This is a genomic window from Ruegeria sp. PrR005, from assembly GCF_010500245.1.
GTDB lineage: Bacteria > Pseudomonadota > Alphaproteobacteria > Rhodobacterales > Rhodobacteraceae > Ruegeria_B > Ruegeria_B marisflavi.
Map to the genome: position 1 here is coordinate 128,376 of NZ_JAAGOX010000053.1, position 14,408 is coordinate 142,783.

Sequence of the window (14,408 nt, forward strand, 5' to 3'; positions counted from 1 at the left end):
TAGGGGCTTCATTTCGCCCCAAATACTCAATTGCGCTGGCCTCAATCGCCCATAAAGACGGGTTTTTCCTTGGCGACAAAGGCACGATAGGCGCGTTCGAAATCGCCGGTCTGCATGCAGATCGCCTGCGCCTGGGCCTCGGCCTCGATTGCCTGTTCGATGGACATCGACCATTCCTGCGCCAGCATGGTCTTGGTGATCATATGGCCAAAGTTCGGGCCTGCCGCGATCTGCTGGGCCAGTTTGCGGGCCTCGTCCTCCAGCGCGTCCGCTGCCACCAGCCGGTTGTGAAAGCCCCAGGCGGCGCCCTCGTCGGCGCTCATCGCGCGGCCGGTGTAAAGCAGTTCCGCCGCGCGGCCCTGGCCTATGATCCGGGGCAGGATGGCACAGGCGCCCATGTCGCAGCCAGCAAGCCCAACGCGGGTGAACAGAAAGGCCACCCTGGCCTCGGGCGTGGCGATGCGCAGGTCAGATGCCATGGCGATGATCGCGCCCGCGCCCACGCAGATGCCGTCGATGGCGGCGATCACTGGTTTGCCGCAATTGACCATCGCCTTGACCAGATCGCCGGTCATGCGGGTGAATTGCAGCAGCTCCTTCATGTTCATCCGGGTCAGCGGCCCGATGATGTCATGCACATCGCCGCCCGAGCTGAAATTGCCGCCGTTCGAGGCAAAGACCACCGCCTTGATGTCGTCATTGTAATGCAGGTCGCGGAACCAGTCGCGCAGCTCGGCATAGCTGTCAAAGGTCAGCGGGTTCTTGCGCTCGGGCCGGTCCAGCGCAATGCGCGCGATGCCGTCCTCGATGGTGCACAGGAAATGGGTGGTGTCGGCGGCGGTCATGATTTTCCCTCTGTCAGAATGCGGTCCAGCGTTGCGGTGATCGTACGCGCCTCGTCGGCGTCGAGCGCGCCCAGCAGATCGTCGACCCAGGCCTCGTGGCGCGCGGCTTGCCGGGTAAATTCCTCTTCGCCCTTGCGGGTCAGGCGGACCCGGTTGGCGCGGCGGTCGCCCGGCACCGGTTCGCGCAGTACATGGCCATCCTCGACCAGCCGTTCGATTATGCCGGTGACATTGCCGTTCGAGACCTTGAGCAGGCCCGACAGCTCGCTCATCTTCAGCCCGCCCGCGTTGCGGGCCAGCGCACTCATCACGTCAAAGCGCGGCAGGGTCGAGGCGAACTCGGTCCGCAGGTTCTCGCGCAGGCCGGATTCCACCGTGCGCGTCGCTTTCAGCAGTTTCAGCCAGAGGCGCAGCCGCGCCTTGCTGTCCGGCCCGGCATCGGGGCGGGGGTTGGGTGCGCTCATATCTCTCCTCCCGACAGGGCAAGGGCATGGCCGTTCACCGACCGGGCAGCCTCGGAGCAGAGCCAGAGGACGGCGCCCGCGACCTCGTCCACCTGGATGAACCGGTCCTGCGGATTGCCCTTGCGCAACGACTTTGCCGCAGCTTCCGCGCTCAGACCGGTCTTGCCCACGATATTGGCAATGGAACGTTCCAGCATCGGGGTTTCGATGAAGCCGGGGCAGATGGCGTTTGCGGTCACGCCGGTGCGGCCCAGTTCCACCGCCAGCGCCCGGATCAGGCCCACCACCCCGTGTTTGGCGGCGCAATAGCCCGCGACATAGGGATAGCCCTTGAGTCCGGCTGTCGAGGCGATGGCGATCAACCGGCCCTCGCCCGCGCTTTCCATATCCGCCAGTCCCGCCTGAAAGCTGTTGAACACGCCCTTGAGGTTCACATCCAGCATCTGCTGGAACCCCTCGGCGGTCATCTTCTTGAACGGTTTGCTGTCGGCGGCACCCGCATTAGCGACCACCACGCCCACCGGTCCGTTCAGGTCGCGCGCCTGCCGAAAGGCGGCGCGCACTGCCTCCGGTTCGGTCACGTCGCAGGTGACCCAGCCGATGAACTTGTGCTGTTTGGCCACCTCGCGCAGCGGTCCCTCGCGGCGGCCCAAGACGGTGACCTTGGCACCGGCATGGGCCAGCGCCTCGGCAATCGCCGCACCGGTTCCGGTGCCGCCGCCGGTGACCACCGCATGGGCGCCGTCGAGCCTCACGCCCGGATCTCCATTTCCGCCTCGCGGTCGGCCAGACGCCAGGCCTGATCCCGGCCCACCAGATAAGGCAGCGGCCAGTCGGCGTCGCGGTCGCCGATGCGCGCGGCCTCGTGCAGGGTCCAGTAGGGGTCGGCAAGATGCGGGCGACCGACGCAGATCAGATCAGCCCGACCCGCCATCAGGATCGAGTTGGCATGGTCGGCCTCGTAGATATTGCCCACCGCCATGGTGGCGATACCGGTCTCGTTGCGGATGCGGTCCGAAAACGGGGTCTGGAACATGCGGCCATAGACCGGCTTGGCCTCGATCGAGGTCTGGCCGGCGGAAACGTCGATGATATCGGCGCCCGCCGCGTGGAACATGGCCGCGATCTTTACCGCCTCCTCAGGCGTGACACCGGCCTCGTCCACCCAGTCATTGGCCGAGATCCGCACAGACATCGGTTTGTCCTTGGGCCAGGCCGCGCGCATCGCGGTGAACACCTCCAACGGATAGCGCATGCGGTTTTCCAGTACTCCGCCATAGTCGTCGCTGCGCGTGTTCGACATCGGCGAGATGAAGGACGAGATCAGATAGCCATGCGCGGCGTGCAGCTCGATCATGTCGAAGCCCGCGCGTTCGGCCATTTGCGCGGCGGCGACGAACTGGTCCCGCACCGCGTCCATATCGGCCCGCGTCATTTCACGCGGGGTGGCATTGTTGGCGGACCACGGGATGGGCGAGGCCGAGATCAGGTCCCAGTTCTCGGCCTTCAGCGGCGCATCCATCGTCTCCCACCCAAGTTGAGTCGAGCCCTTGCGCCCGGAATGGCCGATCTGACAGCAGATTTTCGCGCTCGTCTCGCCATGCACGAAATCGGTCAGCCGTTTCCACGCGGCCTCATGCTCGGGCGCATAAAGGCCGGGGCAACCGGGGGTAATGCGGCCCGTGGGGCTGACACAGGTCATCTCGGTATAGACCAGACCGGCGCCGCCCTTGGCACGTTCGCCGTAATGGATCAGGTGCCAGTCGGTCGGGCAGCCGTCGACCGCCTTGTATTGCGCCATGGGCGAGACCACGATGCGGTTCTTCAGCTCCATATCGCGCAGGCGAAAAGGCGCGAACATCGGCGCGCGCACCGGTTCGGCCACAGCACCCGCGCGGGTCTGGAACCATTGTTCGGCCGAGCGCAGCCAGTCGGCATCGCGCAGGCGCAGGTTCTCGTGGCTGATCCGCTGGCTGCGGGTCAGCAGCGAATAGTTGAACTGCACCGGGTCCATGTCCAGATACCGTTCGACCTGCTCGAACCACTCCAGCGAGTTGCGCGCCGCCGATTGCAGGCGCAGCACGTCAAGCCGGCGTTCCTCCTGATAGCGCTCGAACGCGCTTTCCATCGTTGGTTCGGAATGCAGATAGGTGGCCAGCGAGATGGCACTGTCGAAGGCCAGGCGCGAGCCCGAACCGATCGAGAAATGCGCGGTGGCCGCCGCATCGCCCATCAGCACCACATTTTCGTGGTGCCACTTCTCGCACAGAACGCGGGGGAAGTTGATCCAGACCGCCGATCCGCGCAGATGGCTGGCATTGGACATAAGCGGATGGCCACCCAGATGCGCGGCAAAGATCCGCTCGCAGGTGGCGACGCTCTCTTCCTTGCACATATGCTCGAATCCCCAGGCATCCCAGGTCTCCTGGCTGCATTCCACGATCACCGTCGCGGTGTCCTCGTCGAACTGATAGGCATGCACCCACATCCAGCCATGTTCGGTTTTTTCGAAGATGAAGGTGAAGGCGTCGTCGAACTTCTGATGGGTGCCGAGCCAGATGAACTTGCACTGGCGGGTGTCGATATCGGGTTTGAAATGCGCAGCCAGATCGCTGCGCACGCGCGAGTTCAGCCCGTCGCAGGCCACCACCAGATCATACTCCGCCTGATACTGGGCGATGGGGCGCGCCTCGGTCTGGAATTGCAGATCGACGCCCAACTCGCGCGCGCGGTCCTGAAGCAGGATAAGCATCGCCTTGCGCCCGATTCCGGCAAAACCGTGCCCGCCCGAGACGGTGCGCACCCCGTCATGGACCACTGCGATATCGTCCCAATAGGCAAAGTTCGAGCGGATCGTCTCGGCGCTCTTGGGGTCGTTGGCGGTCAGGTTTTCGAGCGCGTCATCGCTCAGTACCACGCCCCAGCCGAATGTATCGTCACCCTTGTTGCGCTCGATCACCGTGACCTCGTGCGAGGGGTCGCGCAGTTTCATCGAAATGGCGAAATAGAGCCCCGCCGGACCGCCACCCAGACATGCGACACGCATTGCATCCTCCCTCGCAAGATACGCTGATTGAGGATGAGGATACGGGGATTCGGATATATTTCAAGCCTAAACCTTTAAGCTTGAAATATACTGAGTCGACATCTACGCTATCCGTAAATCAGGAGGGTCTGCGATGATCGACTGGGACGATGCATTCGATAATTCCAGCTATGTGCCGGGGTCGGACGGGCTGGCCGCTGCCTGGGGCGCGGCGGCGGCGGCCTGGCGCGACAGTCGGGGCGGGACGCTTGACATCGCCTATGGAGTGGGCGCGCGCAACCGGCTTGACCTGTTCCGCCCCGAGGGCGTCGCAAAGGGCCTCGTGGTGTTCGTGCATGGCGGCTATTGGCACAAGCTCGACAAGAGCTTCTGGTCGCATTTCGCCGCCGGGCCGCTCAGCCGGGGCTGGGCGCTGGCGGTGCCCTCATACACGCTGGCGCCCGAGGCGCGTCTGGGCCAGATGGTAGAGGAAGTGCGTGCATCGATCGAAGAGGCGGCGCGCCATGTGGCGGGACCGGTGCGATTGGCGGGCCATTCCGCCGGCGGCCATCTGGTGGCCCGCATGGCTTGTGCCGACGGGCCGCAGCCTGACCGGCTGGACCGGGTGATCAGCATCAGTGGTATCCACGATCTGCGCCCGCTGCTGGGCACCCGGATGAACGAGGTGCTGCACCTGGACGCGGCCGAGGCCGAGGCCGAAAGCCCCGCGCTTCTGTCCCGGCGCGCGGGCCTCTCGGTCACCTGCTGGGTTGGCGCCGATGAGCGGCCCGAACTGGTGCGCCAGACCCGGCTTCTCTCCGAGGCGTGGGGTGTGCCCAACGTCTTTGCCGCCGGGCACGAACATTTCTCGGTTGTCGCAGAGCTGGGGCGCCCCGGCTCTGCCCTGCTTTCAGAACTTCTCAAGGATTGATCCGATGCCCCAAGCCTATGACCCCAGCCAGGAAGGCGCCAAGATGTCCTATGCCAAGGACATGAGCTATGGCGACTATCTGCATATGGACGACCTGCTCGCCACGCATCACCCGCAATCGGATGCGCATGACGAGTTGCTGTTCATCATCCAGCATCAGACCAGCGAATTGTGGATGCGGCTTGTTCTGCACGAATTGACCGCAGCGCGACGGCTGCTGATGTCTGGCGGCGATTTCCGCCCGGCGTTCAAGATGCTGACCCGGGTTGCCCGCATCTTTGACCAGCTCAACTCCGCCTGGGACGTGCTGCGCACGATGACCCCCAGCGATTACACGACCTTCCGCAATGCGCTTGGCAATTCCTCGGGCTTTCAATCGCACCAGTACCGGTTGATCGAATATGTTCTGGGCAACCGGAACACCGCCCTGATGAAGGTGCACGAACACCGGCCGGAACTGCATGCCATGTTGGCCGAGGAATTGCAGCGGCCTTCGCTGTATCATGTGGCTCTGGACGCCCTGTCGGCAAAGACGGGAATAGCGATCTCACCCGAGGCGCGCCGGATGGATAATCCGCATAGCGCGGATGCCGACGTGCAGCGCGCTTGGAAAATGGTTTACGAGAACCCGGCCAAGTTCTGGGATCTCTACGAGCTGGCCGAAAAACTGGTCGATCTCGAAGACTACTTCCGCCGCTGGCGCTTCAACCACGTGACCACGGTCGAACGTGTCATCGGGTTCAAGCGGGGAACCGGCGGAACCTCGGGCGTGCAGTATTTGCGACGGATGCTCGAAGTCGAACTCTTCCCCGAACTCTGGCATCTCCGCACCGAACTCTGAGTGAAGAGCTACAAGAAGATTCGACGAATTTTCCCGTCGCGCCGGGATCGGGCGCGGACGTTTGCCCAAAGGCGACATCCAAGGGGCCAATTTCTGGTCGATCCGGACATGGACGATGCCGGTTAGGTGGTCTATCGTCGCCGCGAACTCAATGGCTCAGGCCCTACAGGCAAGAGGTAGAACAATGAATTATCACAGCCCGGCGAGCTTTGCCGAGGCGTCGCGGATTGCCGCTGACGCTTCGGGCATCACCCGGTTTCTGGCGGGGGGCACCGATGTTCTGGTGCAATTGCGCGCGGATATCGTCACTCCGGATACTCTGATCGACATCAAGAAGATCCCGGGAACCGGTGAAATCACGCGTAACGCGGATGGCAGCTGGACCCTTGGCGTGGCCGTGCCGGGTGCCGAGCTTGGCGAACATACCGGGCTGGTGGCCGACTGGCCGGGCGTTGTCGAGGCGATGAACCTTGTGGGGTCGACCCAGGTGCAGGGCCGCGCCACACTGACCGGCAACCTCTGCAACGGCTCTCCCGCCGCGGATTCCGTGCCAGCCATGGTGGCCGCATCGATGACCGCAACCGTGACTGGGCCCGATGGCAATCGCATCGTTGCGGTTCAGTATATCCCGACCGGCCCGGGCAAAACCTCTCTGGCCAAGGGCGAGCTTGTCTCTGCTTTGCACATTCCGGCGCGGGGCGAAAACGCAGGCGACGCCTATCTGCGCTTCATTCCCCGCAGCGAAATGGACATCGCTGTGGTGGGTTGTGCCGTGAACTTGCGGCTTGACGGCGATACCGTTGTCGAGGCCCGCGTGTCCCTGGGCGCCGTTGCACCGACCGTTCTGTTGGTCGAAGACGCCGCTGCCGCGATCATCGGCAGCACTCTGGACGACGCCGCGCTTGACCGTCTGGCCTCGGCCGCCTCGGCTGCCTGCAAGCCGATCAATGACAAGCGCGGCACAATCGAATTCCGAACCGAGGTCGCGGGCGTGCTCGCCAAGCGTGTCGCGCGCATCGCCTATGCCCGGGCCAAGGGCGAAATCATCAAGGGGCATCACGGATGAGCAAGATCCACGTATCCACCACCGTCAACGGCGATGCGGTCGAATATCTGTGCGATCCGCGTGAAACCCTGCTTGACTGTCTGCGCGACAAGCTCAGCCTGACCGGCGCCAAGGAAGGCTGCGGCACCGGCGATTGCGGCGCCTGTTCGGTGACGCTCGACGGGCGGCTGGTCTGCTCCTGCCTGGTGTTGGGGGTCGAGGCCGAAGGCAAGGAAATCGGCACGGTCGAGGGCATCGCCGAGGGCGATGTGCTGCATCCGCTGCAACAGAAATTCATCGACTATGCCGCGCTGCAATGCGGCATCTGCACCCCGGGCATCCTGGTCGCGGCCAAGGCGCTGCTGGAACAGAACCCCGACCCGACCGAGGAAGAGGTGCGGTTCTGGCTGGCCGGCAACCTGTGCCGCTGCACCGGGTATGACAAGATCATCCGCGCCGTGATGGACACGGCCAAGGACATGAGGGAGGCGGTATAATGGCGCTCGACGATCTCAAGACCAAGGATTTTGCCTTTGTGGGCACTCGCCCGAACCGGCCCGACGGGCTGGACAAGGTAACCGGCCGTGCCAAATTCGGCGCCGACGCCTATGCGCCCGGCATGCTGCACGGCGCTATCCTGCGCAGCCCGCACGCCCATGCGCGCATTCTGCGGATCGACACGTCCAAGGCCGAGGCGCTGAAGGATGTGAAGGCTGTGGTCACCCGCGCCGATTTTTCGGACAAGGTGCCCTTTGAGCCGGGTCTGGAAGGCGAATTCTGGAACGTGCTGGAAAACGTCATGGCGGGCGACAAGGCCCTTTATGACGGGCATGCTGTTGCCGCTGTTGCCGCCACCTCGGCGCTGGCCGCGCGCGACGCCCTCAAGCTGATCGAGGTGGAGTACGAAATCCTGCCGCATGTCACCGATGTGGACAAGGCGATGCTGGCCGACGCTCCGGTGATCCGCGAAGGCGCGGCCGACTATTCGGTGCCCGAGGGGATGCACCCCAACGTGGTCCGCATGCACGAAAGCGGCCATGGCGATGTAGCAGCTGGCTTTGCCGAGGCCGACCTGGTGGTCGAAGATCACTTTACCACCGAAGCCACTCACCAGGGCTATATCGAGCCGCACGCCTGCCTGGCCACGCTGGGTATGGATGGCAAGGGCGAGCTGTGGTGCTGCACCCAGGGTCACTGGATTGTGCAGAAAACCTGTGCCGCACTTCTGGGGATCGAAACCGCGAACCTGCGGGTGACCGCTTCTGAGATCGGCGGCGGGTTCGGCGGCAAGACGACCGTGTTCATCGAACCGGTGGCGCTGGCGCTGTCGCGCAAGGCCAACAAGCCGGTGAAACTGGTGATGAGCCGGTCCGAGGTGTTCCGCGCCACCGGGCCAACTGCCTCGGCCTCGATGGATATCAAGATCGGGATGAAGAAGGACGGCACCATCACCGCGGCCGAGGGCATCTTCCGCCTCCAAGGCGGTGCGTTCCCGGGTGGACCGGCGGAGTTCACCGCCATGTGCGCCTTTGCCCCCTACAGCCTGTCCAATGTGCGGCAGGTCGGTTACGACGTGATGACCAACCGCCCGAAACAGGCGGCCTATCGTGCGCCCGGCTCGCCGATGGCGGCTTTCGCTGTGGAATCGGTGATTGACGAGCTGTGCAACCAGCTTGGGCTTGATCCGATCGAGGTGCGGCTCAAGAACGCCTCGCGCGAGGGTACCAAGGCAAGCTATGGCCCGCGCTTCCAGCAGATCGGTCTGGTGCAGACGCTGGAGGCCGCCAAGGCACATCCGCATCTCTCGGCTCCTCTCAAACCGGGGCAGGGGCGCGGCATCTCCTGTGGATTCTGGTTCAACCATGGCGGCGAAACCTCGGTTTCGCTGGCGCTGAGCGAGGATGGATCTGCCCAAGTCATGGTGGGGACCCCCGATATCGGCGGCAGCCGCGCCTCGATGGCGTTGATGGCGGCCGAGGTGCTGGGCATTCCCTATGACAATATCCGGGTGACCATCGCCGACACTGCGACGCTTGGTTATAACGATGTCAGCCACGGCAGCCGGGTGACCTATGCCAGCGGGCTGGCCACCATCAAGGCGGCGCGCCACGCGGTCGAAAAACTGTGTGAGCGGGCGGCAAAGAAATGGGGCATCCCGGTCGATGCGGTGAAATGGGAGAACGGCTGTGCGGTGCCTTCTGGCCCGAACGCAGGTGATTTCGACCCGCTGCCGCTGGCCGATATCACCGCGAACATGGGGCAGACCGGTGGACCGATCTCGGGCCACTTCGAGGCGACACCCGAAGGGGCCGGTGTCAGCTTTGCCACCCATATCGTTGATGCCGAGGTTGATCCGGAAACCGGCAAGACGCGGGTCGTGCGTTACACTGTGATCCAGGATGCCGGCAAGGCGATCCACCCGACCTATGTCGAGGGCCAGTTCCAGGGCGGCGCGGCGCAGGGCATCGGCTGGGCGCTGAACGAGGAATACATTTATGGCGAGGACGGGCGTTTGCAGAACAGCGTTTTCCTCGACTATCGCATTCCCGTCGCCTCCGACCTGCCGATGATCGATACAGTCATCGTCGAAGTGCCAAACCCCGGCCACCCGTTTGGTGTCCGCGGTGTCGGCGAAACCTCGATCTGCCCGCCGCTGGCAGCCATCGCCAACGCGGTTTCGGCCGCCGCCGGAGTGCGTATGCGCAACCTGCCGATGTCACCGCCGCGCATCTTGTCGGCGCTCAAGGCGGATGGTTGAGGTCCATCTCTGGTCCGGTCTGCGGGCACTGACTGGTGGGCTGGAGGTGGTCGAGGTCGAGGCCACCGACACAGGCGAGATGTTGCGCGCGCTGACGCGCGCGCATCCGCAATTGCAGGCGCCGATAGATGCGGGCGTATCCGTCACGATCAACGGTCGCGTGATCGCGTCGGGCCTGACGGAACCGATCCCCGGCGGTGCCGAAGTCTATCTGATGCAACGGATCAGGGGCGGGTGAACTCCCGCCCCCCCTTGGGCCGCCCCTGACGGGACGCCTGTAGGCGCCGCTGCGCGGCGGTACTTTGCTAGGCGCTGCCTCGCGCTCCGGAGTATTTTGAACCAGCAAGAAGCAAAGGGCCCCAGCTCTTTCCTCTTGCCGAAAATATCCCGGGGGAGTCACCAAAGGTGACGGGGGCAGCGCCCCCTTACTGCGCTTTCATCCGCGCGGATCGTCCAGGATCAGTTCGAACCGGCGCGGCATCAGGCCAGCCTGGAACCACGTAACCATTGAATAGATTGAATAAATTGGCAGGCCGGTGCGTTTGCGGAGGTCGGCGGCGTAGGGCACCATGTTGGTGCATTCCAGCACTATGGCGCCCGCGTCGGGTTCTTGCGCCATGATCTCGTCGGCTGCGTCCAGCATATCCTGGCTGCAAAGGTCGAAGTCTATTGTCGGCGCGTCGCCCAGGATGTCCCGGCTAAAGGCGCGGCCCGCATCGGTACCGTAGACCGGTGTGTCGAGCGGTACTCCAGCCGCCGCAAGATGCGCAGGGGTCAGCGTGGCCTTGGAAATGGTCAGGATCACGACCTTCTTTCCGGGCGGTAAAAGCGCTTGCACCATAGGGACTTGCATCAGCGACGAGGTCGCCACCGGAACTCCGAGCGCGGCCCGCAATTCGTCCTGCACCAGGGCGAGAAAGCCGCAATTGGTGGTGATCCCGTCCGCGCCTGTGGCCACCAGATCGCGACCTGCCTCGACAAAGGTGTCGAGCAGCGCGCGGGGGTCGCCGCGCACCACACGGTCGGGCGAGGCGCCGCGCACCACGCGGTAGTGAACGGGGAAGGGCCAGGTCATCGCATTGCCCATGTCGCCATGGATGCGCGGGAAGCGGGTTTCCAGCATCAGGATGCCGACTGCGGCCCCGAATACCGTCTTTCCACCATTTTGTACTGACATTTTGTCCTCAATGTTCCGGAACGTACAATTGTGCATAGGCATCGCGCACCGCCTTGGTTGCCCCTTCGCGGCGCCGTTCGATATGGGCGCGCATCTCGGCCATGGCCCCCTCAGCGTCCCGCCGGGCGACGGCATCCAGGATGCGCTGATGGGCCGAGACCATGGTCTGACCATGCGGGCCGATGGCCTGTAACCGCCGCAGATCGATCAGCCGCAAGTATCGGATGCGGTCGTTGAGATTGGCCAGCATGCGCGCCAATTCGGCATTGCCGGACAGTGCGCAGAGTTGGGTGTGAAACCGCTCGTCCATCGCCAGCAGTGCCTCTGTATCGGCCTCTGACGTATAATCGGGCGCGATGTCCTCCAACTCCTGCATCAGCACGGCGATGTCGCGTTCGTCGCCCCGCCGGGCGGCCAGGCGCACCGCTTCGACCTCGACCGCGACGCGGGCCTCGTAAAGATCCATCACCAGTTCCGGCGAGAGTGAGCGGCAAAAGAAACCCCGGCCGGACTGGAAGGTCAGGAAGCCTTCGGCCACCAGCCGGTTCAGCGCCTCGCGGATCGGGGTGCGAGAGGCGTCGAGTTGCGTCGCCAATGCGCTTTCGTTGATGCGCGCATCGGGTTTGAAGGAGAAGTCCGTCGCCATGCGTCGGAGCGCATCGTAAAGCCGGTCAACATTGCTTTCGGTCTTGGCCATCTCTGCCCCTGATTTTGCCGCAGGATATTGCCGGATTGACTTGTGCGCAAGATGTAATGCAAAACTGTATACAGAGATGAGCGCAGGGCTGTGTGAGGGAATCGGATGAGCAATCAAATGAACGGCGCCGAAGCAATGGTGCGGATGCTGGAGGCGCAGGGCGTTCGGCATATCTTTGGTCTCTGCGGCGATACGACGTTGCCATTTTATGACGCGATGCTGCGGCTGGAACACAAGATCACCCATGTGCTGACCCGCGACGAGCGCTGTGCCACCTATATGGCCGACGGCTATTCCCGCGTGACGGGGCGCGTCGGCGTAGCCGAGGGGCCGTCGGGCGGCGGCGCCACCTATATCCTGCCCGGATTGATCGAGGCGTCGGAAAGCTCTTATGCGGTGCTAGGGATCACCACCGATATCTCGGTCGCCTCTTACGGCAAATATCCTCTGACCGAGGTGGACCAAAAGGCGCTGATGGCGCCCCTGACCAAGTGGAACACGGTGATCAGCCGGGCTGACCACATCCCGCGCATGGTGCGGGCGGCGTTTCGCGCTATGACAACGGGGCGGTCTGGGGCGGCGCATATCGGCCTGCCCTATGACGTGCAATACGACCCGGTCGATGTCGCCGACATCTGGGCCGATCCGGCGACCGCCAGCTATCCCGCCTATCCTCAGCCCCCCGCGCCCGGCGCGGCCGAGGCAGCGGTGGAGGCGATCCTGTCGGCGAAGAAACCGCTCATCGTCTGCGGTGGTGGCGTGGTGATCGCGCAGGCGTGGGAGGAGCTGGACCGGCTTGCTACCCGGCTCGACATTCCGGTGGCCACCTCGATCTCGGGGCAGGGATCGCTGGCCGAGACCCATCCCAACTGCCTGGGCGTCGTGGGCTCGAACGGGGGCACCGACGAGACATGGGAGATGATGGAGGCTGCCGATCTGGTGGTGTTCATGGGCTGCCGGGCGGGGTCGACCACAACGGCGCGGTGGGAGGCACCGAAACCCGGCACCCGGATCGTGCATTTCGACAATGACCCGATGGTGATGAACGCCAATTACCGGACCGAGGTCGCGGTGGTGGGCGATCTGCGGCTGGCGCTGGCCGAGGTGAACGCGGTGCTGGATACGCGGGCACAGGGGGCCGAAACCTTTGGCGGCGCGGCGGCGATTGCAGACAGGAAACGGCGAAAATTCGAGGCGTTCGAGGTGCTGGCCCGCTCGGATCAGGCGCCGATCCGGCCCGAGCGGGTGATCCGCGCGCTGATGAACACGCTGCCCGAGGATGCGACCGTGGTGTCCGATCCCGGCACCAGTTGCCCCTATTTCTCGGCCTATTACCAGCTGCCGCGCCCAGGGCGGCATTTCATCACCAACCGCGCGCATGGGGCGCTGGGGTATTCGCTGTCGGCCGCCCTGGGCGCCTGGTACGGGCGGCCCGCATCCAAGACCGTGGCGCTGATGGGCGATGGATCGTTCGGGTTCACGGTGGGCGAGCTGGAGACAGTCTGCCGGTCGCGGGCGCCGATCACCTATGTGGTATTCTCTAACGCGACCTTTGGCTGGATCAAGGCCAGCCAATATGCCGACAAGGACGCGCGCTACTACAACGTCGACTTCAACCGCACCGACAACGCGGCCATCGCGGCGGCCTATGGGGTGAAATCTTGGCGGGTCGAGGACCCGACCGATCTGGAGCGTGTGCTGGCCGAGGCGATTGCCCATGACGGGCCCACTCTGGTCGACGTGATCACCCAGCCGCTGGAGGAAAGCAACGCTCCCGTCCGCCGCTGGATGGGTTAAGTGTTTTTTCCGAAAGGTGCTCCGGGCAGCTTTCGTGCCGCAAATGCAGAGCGTGGAAAGCTGTGATCCTTACTCTGGCTTTATCAGCTTGGCCAAATCTGCGCGATCCTCGTCGGTCCAAGAGGACGGATCCTCGCCATGAGCGATTACCGCGTGAAGCTCCATGAGTTTCCAGACCTCGTCTTCGGTTTGAGCAACCACCTTGCCGGGGCAGGATTCCATACCGGGATAGTCCTTGCAGGCGTAAGAAAATGACGTTGACATCGCGTGCTCCTTTCGCAGGTTTTGGGAAATGTCAGAATTCCTCGAAAGCCGGCGCGTCGGCGGGCAGGGTGATCCATGGTTGCTTGTGCGAGACAAACACATGGTTTTGCGGCGCTACTATTGATGGATCGTCCAGTGTCACCGCAGCAAACCAGGCGTCTTGCGACCAGTTCTGGCCCTCTACCTCGGTGTCGGCGGCATAGGTCAGGGTGGTGCCGCAATCGCCGCAGAAGCCACGCCTGACGCCCGGGGTTTTTTCGCATTGCTTGATCTGGCCTTTGGTGACCGAGAACTCGGTGATGGGAACCTTGGCCCATGTCGCAAAGGCGCCGCCTAGGGCCATTTGACACGACCGGCAGTGGCAATGTGCCGAATGCTCGGGGGTTCGGTCGATCCGGTATCTTATGGCGCCGCAGTAACATCCGCCTTCGTGACAGGTTGAACTGACGATCATCTGAAGCCTCCTTTGCCGGGCACGGTAGGCAAGTTTGTCTTTCACTATTTGTCGATGAAACCATCTTTGGATTTTATAGATCTTGAGTGAAATTATGGTTCGTGCAACAT

The 14,408-nt window shown here is 63.6% G+C and carries 15 protein-coding genes; 7 read left to right on the forward strand and 8 right to left on the reverse strand.

The features are described 5' to 3' along the window. Positions 1-41: 41 nt before the first annotated feature. From G0P99_RS19360 to G0P99_RS19375, 4 genes are read right to left on the reverse strand one after another with little or no spacing between them, the layout of a single operon-like run. Positions 42-845, reverse strand: a complete 804-nt coding sequence (locus G0P99_RS19360; protein ID WP_164132120.1) for an enoyl-CoA hydratase family protein — start codon at positions 843-845, stop codon at positions 42-44. Beyond that, complete coding sequence (locus G0P99_RS19365; RefSeq protein WP_164132121.1) at positions 842-1,309, reverse strand: MarR family winged helix-turn-helix transcriptional regulator; 468 nt, start codon at positions 1,307-1,309, stop codon at positions 842-844. Before G0P99_RS19365 ends, G0P99_RS19360 begins: the two co-directional genes overlap by 4 nt. Then, positions 1,306-2,064 carry an SDR family NAD(P)-dependent oxidoreductase gene (locus G0P99_RS19370; RefSeq protein WP_164132122.1) on the reverse strand — a complete coding sequence of 253 codons (759 nt, stop codon included), beginning with the start codon at positions 2,062-2,064 and terminating at the stop codon, positions 1,306-1,308. The genes G0P99_RS19365 and G0P99_RS19370 overlap by 4 nt, the downstream gene beginning before the upstream one ends. Continuing rightward, positions 2,061-4,355, reverse strand: coding sequence for a bifunctional salicylyl-CoA 5-hydroxylase/oxidoreductase (locus tag G0P99_RS19375; RefSeq protein ID WP_164132123.1), 2,295 nt, complete (start codon positions 4,353-4,355; stop codon positions 2,061-2,063). Before G0P99_RS19375 ends, G0P99_RS19370 begins: the two co-directional genes overlap by 4 nt. A gap of 133 nt (positions 4,356-4,488) precedes the next feature. On the opposite strand from G0P99_RS19375, the gene G0P99_RS19380 reads away from it, so the two are divergent. From G0P99_RS19380 to G0P99_RS19405, 6 genes are all read left to right on the forward strand, one after another. Next, positions 4,489-5,265: an alpha/beta hydrolase gene (locus tag G0P99_RS19380; protein WP_164132124.1), complete on the forward strand. Its 777-nt coding sequence runs from the start codon at positions 4,489-4,491 to the stop codon at positions 5,263-5,265. Positions 5,266-5,269: 4 nt separating this feature from the next. Then, a complete protein-coding gene (locus G0P99_RS19385; protein WP_164132125.1) occupies positions 5,270-6,106 on the forward strand; it encodes a tryptophan 2,3-dioxygenase in 837 nt (278 codons plus the stop codon). Positions 6,107-6,290: 184 nt separating this feature from the next. Continuing rightward, positions 6,291-7,172: a xanthine dehydrogenase family protein subunit M gene (locus G0P99_RS19390; RefSeq protein ID WP_164132126.1), complete on the forward strand. Its 882-nt coding sequence runs from the start codon at positions 6,291-6,293 to the stop codon at positions 7,170-7,172. Then, positions 7,169-7,648: a (2Fe-2S)-binding protein gene (locus G0P99_RS19395; protein WP_164132127.1), complete on the forward strand. Its 480-nt coding sequence runs from the start codon at positions 7,169-7,171 to the stop codon at positions 7,646-7,648. Before G0P99_RS19390 ends, G0P99_RS19395 begins: the two co-directional genes overlap by 4 nt. After that, a complete protein-coding gene (locus G0P99_RS19400) occupies positions 7,648-9,909 on the forward strand; it encodes a xanthine dehydrogenase family protein molybdopterin-binding subunit (protein ID WP_164132128.1) in 2,262 nt (753 codons plus the stop codon). The genes G0P99_RS19395 and G0P99_RS19400 overlap by 1 nt, the downstream gene beginning before the upstream one ends. After that, positions 9,902-10,147: a MoaD/ThiS family protein gene (locus G0P99_RS19405; RefSeq protein ID WP_164132129.1), complete on the forward strand. Its 246-nt coding sequence runs from the start codon at positions 9,902-9,904 to the stop codon at positions 10,145-10,147. The genes G0P99_RS19400 and G0P99_RS19405 overlap by 8 nt, the downstream gene beginning before the upstream one ends. Before the next feature lie 198 nt (positions 10,148-10,345). Here the strand turns inward: G0P99_RS19405 and G0P99_RS19410 are convergent, their stop codons facing one another. Together G0P99_RS19410 and G0P99_RS19415 are read right to left on the reverse strand one after the other, a co-directional pair. After that, positions 10,346-11,086 (reverse strand): aspartate/glutamate racemase family protein, encoded by a 741-nt coding sequence (locus G0P99_RS19410; protein ID WP_164132130.1) that lies wholly within the window; start codon positions 11,084-11,086, stop codon positions 10,346-10,348. Positions 11,087-11,093: 7 nt separating this feature from the next. Continuing rightward, entirely contained in the window at positions 11,094-11,783 is a 690-nt protein-coding gene (locus G0P99_RS19415; RefSeq protein ID WP_164132131.1) for a GntR family transcriptional regulator, read from the reverse strand. Positions 11,784-11,888: 105 nt separating this feature from the next. Here G0P99_RS19415 and G0P99_RS19420 point away from each other — a divergent pair, with 105 nt between their 5' ends. Then, the gene (locus G0P99_RS19420) at positions 11,889-13,580 is read left to right on the forward strand and encodes a thiamine pyrophosphate-binding protein (protein WP_164132132.1); all 1,692 of its coding nucleotides are present in this window, start codon (positions 11,889-11,891) and stop codon (positions 13,578-13,580) included. Positions 13,581-13,649: 69 nt separating this feature from the next. Here the strand turns inward: G0P99_RS19420 and G0P99_RS19425 are convergent, their stop codons facing one another. After that, positions 13,650-13,844, reverse strand: a complete 195-nt coding sequence (locus G0P99_RS19425; protein WP_164132133.1) for a DUF1059 domain-containing protein — start codon at positions 13,842-13,844, stop codon at positions 13,650-13,652. Between the two features lie 31 nt (positions 13,845-13,875). After that, the gene (locus tag G0P99_RS19430) at positions 13,876-14,298 is read right to left on the reverse strand and encodes a GFA family protein (protein ID WP_164132134.1); all 423 of its coding nucleotides are present in this window, start codon (positions 14,296-14,298) and stop codon (positions 13,876-13,878) included. Positions 14,299-14,408 lie beyond the last annotated feature (110 nt).